The organism is Moorena sp. SIO2C4 (assembly GCF_010672485.1).
Classification (GTDB): Bacteria; Cyanobacteriota; Cyanobacteriia; order Cyanobacteriales; family Coleofasciculaceae; genus Moorena; species Moorena producens.
In genome coordinates this window covers 1-3,685 of sequence record NZ_JAAHGN010000776.1, presented here as the reverse complement: position 1 = coordinate 3,685, position 3,685 = coordinate 1, and the positions used below count along the sequence as shown (strand labels likewise).

Below are 3,685 nucleotides of genomic sequence, written 5' to 3'. Positions count from 1 at the left end.
GGTCTTAGGAACTTCTTGATCTCCAGCCCACTCATTGCCATCAAAAACGTTATACCAGAGCCAACCACTATCTCCTCGTCCTTGGTGGAATACATAGAGAAGGTCATTGTATACTACTGCTGATGGATCTCCTGTCATCCCAGTTTTAGGAACTTGTTGGTCTCCAACCCATTCATTGCCATCAAAAACGTTATACCAGAGCCAGCCACTATCTCCTCGCCCCTGATGAAATACGTAGATGTTGCTCATTGTTAGTTCCCTAATTTGTCTCTAGTTAATCATAGTAATACTACCTAGGGGGGTGACATGTTTTTTGGGTAATAATTTCAGTCTATAAGTTACAAAAAGATACATTCTGTTAGGCTAAAGGGGGGTAAGGATAGGAGGGTTTATTTACCGGAAAGTGCGTTCGCGGAGCGGCTCTGAAGAGCATCGCTTTTGTAAATGATTGGTTGACCACAAGAGGCAATCAACCAGGGGCGCTGTTGTGCCCCATACGCAAAGGGGGGCAGATACAGTACAGAAAAATGACCCCCCAGGCCGTGTTGTTGATTTTGCAGAAACGAGCTAAACAGGCTGGGGTCGAGTCCTTTAGTCCCCATGATTTTCCCAGGACCTTTTGCTCTGATTTGCTTGATGCTGGGATTGATATTGTGACGGTACAAAAGTTAGCTGGCCATGCTTCCCCTGTGACTACCGCTAAGTATGATATACGGGGTGAGGAGGTTAAGCGTAGGGCGGTGCAGAAGTTGGGATTTTAGGAGGGGGGTTTTTGGTTTGAGTGCTGGATGAATGGAAAATCAGCCGCTAAAGCCTAAAATTCAGCCTGTTACCGCAGTTTTGGGAGAGACAGGAAATTAGCCTTCGCCTAGCTTTTGGAAATCATGATTTGTTTGAAATCCTTGCTGGATACAGCTATCGTTTTGTTCAATATTATTAGTTGACTAACACGAAATGAGTACGGATATTCAGCATCGATGCGGACTGGATGCGATTGTGTTTATAAATAGCTGACTGTTATTTTAATGCCGTTAACGGTTCTTACCGGAGATTCAAGTTCACATTTTCTTTCCATGGGAATTGGTAGCGTTATCGTAAATGGCTTTTTCGATGCCCCTTAGTTGAGCGCTAAATGCTGACATAATTGCTAGATTCGTCTTAACTAGGTTTTATCTTCAACTGGCTTAGAAAGCTCACATTCTACTGTTATTTTAAGATTACTTTTAGCCGTCCCCTTGGTGACATAAGGAATCCCCGCCTCTCCCCCTAATTCAATCCCAAATTCTAAGGTAACTTTTTTAACGTTAGGTATTGGCTTTTTCTTGAAGGCATTTAAACCAATAATAGTGTAAGCCCGGATCGTCCCTTCAATGAGTTGAGCGTGCTGTATTATTTGCTGTCGTAGCCTTTCAGGAGAACTCATGCCCTTGTCAGTAAGGGCTTCTTCTTCCTCTTCCTCTTCGTCTTGGTTATCTGGGCTGCTTACCGTAGGAATGTCTAAATCTTCTGTAGCTTCAACATAAATAATTGTGCCATCCTCTAGCTGAATTTGCGTTAATTGTGTCATAATATAATATTTACTAAACTATTTCCCAGCAAGACTGATAACATAATTGTATTCCTCTTAATCACCTATTTATCTAAAGAAAGCTGGTTTTTATGAGTCGGAATGCCTTAGTAATAGGAATTAGTACCTACAGCTATGAACGCCTCAATAATTTAACGGCACCTGGGCAGGATGCAGAAGCTGTAGCCCAATTACTAGAGAAGTATGGAGACTTTAAGGTAACACGACTTCCGGCGGTTAAGGATAAACATAATAATACCATTCGCGTTGGTAAAAAAACCAAAGTCACTCTGACTCAGTTAGAAGACGCCATAGTACAATTGTTCAAACCAAATGGGAAACCCCCAGATACAGCACTACTCTATTTTTCTGGGCATGGTTTACGAAAAAGCAAAGGCATACAAGAAGGGTTTTTGGCAACTAGTGATGTTAACCCAGACATGGGTTCTTGGGGTTTATCCTTACAATGGCTACGGCGACTGTTACAAGACAGTGAAGTAAGGCAGCAGATTATTATTTTAGATTGCTGTTATGCCGGGGAAGTGCTAAATGTAGCAGAAGCAGACCCCGGAGAGCGGGGTAAAGGCAGAGACCGGTGTTTTATTGCTGCTTCTCGTGCCTTTGAACTCGCCTATGAGGAAATTGGTAGTAATCATAGTGTTCTCACCTCAGCACTGATCCTAGGATTGGAACCAAGCCAAGAGCGATGGGTAACTAACTATACCTTAGTTGATTTACTAACTCAACAACGGAATGCTTTTCCCCAGCGTCCTATTTTTAGTAATTCTGGTGAACCGATTAATCTGACTCGCAGGTGGACAGCAGCAACAAAACAGTCAGCTGCATCAGCAAAAAGTATCTGTCCTTATAAGGGTTTGGCTTATTTTGATTGTACGGAAGAAGATGCCAGGTATTTCTACGGTCGTACTGCCTTAACAGACCAATTGTTGGAAAAGGTGCGTGTTGGTAATTTTCTCGCTGTCTTGGGAGCGTCTGGTAGTGGGAAATCCAGTGTAGTTAGGGCGGGATTATTGTATCAGTTACAACTGGGACAAAGGTTATCTGGTAGTGAAAGTTGGCAGATAAAAATCTTTCAACCCGGTGAACACCCCCTCAATTCTTTAGCACTAACCTTTGTAGATTCTGGGTTATCTGATATCGAACGGGCAAATCAATTAGCTCAAGCCGAGGATTTGATCCAAAAGGGTTCTGAAGGGTTGAGACAATTAATCGCTGTGACCGATACCCAGCGGCTAATACTGGTAGTTGATCAGTTTGAAGAAGCCTTTACCTTGTGTCAGTATAGCTCAGAAAGGCAGCAGTTTTTTGAATGCTTATTAGGAGCTTTACCTAAAACCGGGGATAAACTCTGCTTGGTATTGACAATGCGGGCAGACTTTTTTGGTAAATGTCTTGAACAGGACTATAGCGGATTGGCACAACAGATTCAAGAACATGGAATTGCTGTGATGCCCATGTCACCAGAGGAGTTAAAACAGGCAATTGCAGAACCAGCCAAACAGGTAGATTTGGAGATAGAGCCAGAACTGGTGAAAGAAATACTGACAGATGTAGCGGATGCACCAGGATATCTGCCATTACTGCAATATACCCTGACACGACTGTGGGAAGAAAGCACTGATAACTGTTTGCGGCTCAACACCTATGTCAAATTGGGTGGTGTGATGGGTACTTTGCGTCAACGGGCGACTGAAGTGTATGAACTATTTTCTGAACAAGAACAAACAGCAGTACGGCATATTTTTCTAGCACTGACTCAGTTGGGAGAAGGGACAGAAGATACTCGCAGACGAGTATTTAAACCAAATTTAGTAAATCAGCGCTACAGCGAAGAACTTATTGATACCGTAGTTCAGAAATTGGCCGATGAAAAGCTAGTTGTTACCACTGAAATGGTAGGTAAAGGAGAAGGAACAAAGACAGTAGCAGTGGTGGATGTGGCTCATGAAGCCTTGATTCGTCATTGGAGTCTGTTGCGGAGTTGGATAAGTGAAAACCGGGATGGGATGAGAATAGCCCGTAAGATTGAGGCGGCGGCTGAAGAGTGGAAAAGGGAAGTAAAATTGCCGGATTATCTGCTTACAGGTGCAAAATTGA

At 43.1% G+C, this 3,685-nt stretch carries 2 protein-coding genes and 2 pseudogenes; 2 read left to right on the top strand and 2 right to left on the bottom strand.

Going from position 1 to position 3,685, the window contains the following annotated elements; all coding sequences use genetic code 11:
- A pseudogene (locus F6K20_RS28865) lies at window positions 1-249 on the bottom strand (hypothetical protein); the annotation flags it as partial.
- A 117-nt stretch (window positions 250-366) separates the two neighbouring features.
- On the opposite strand from F6K20_RS28865, the pseudogene F6K20_RS28860 reads away from it, so the two are divergent.
- Window positions 367-761 (top strand): annotated as a pseudogene (locus F6K20_RS28860) (tyrosine-type recombinase/integrase); the annotation flags it as partial.
- A 401-nt stretch (window positions 762-1,162) separates the two neighbouring features.
- Here the strand turns inward: F6K20_RS28860 and F6K20_RS28855 are convergent.
- Window positions 1,163-1,567, bottom strand: a complete 405-nt coding sequence (locus tag F6K20_RS28855; RefSeq protein WP_287296970.1) for a CU044_2847 family protein — start codon at window positions 1,565-1,567, stop codon at window positions 1,163-1,165.
- A gap of 92 nt (window positions 1,568-1,659) precedes the next feature.
- Between F6K20_RS28855 and F6K20_RS28850 the strand changes: the two genes are divergently transcribed.
- Window positions 1,660-3,685, top strand: a 2,026-nt coding sequence (locus F6K20_RS28850) for an nSTAND1 domain-containing NTPase (protein WP_287296969.1), incomplete at its 3' end; no start/stop codon positions are given.

Excerpts from the sequence above, each read along its gene's own strand:
- F6K20_RS28855 (WP_287296970.1), bottom strand. The coding sequence starts at position 1,567 with ATGACACAATTAACGCAAATTCAGCTAGAGGATGGCACAATTATTTAT.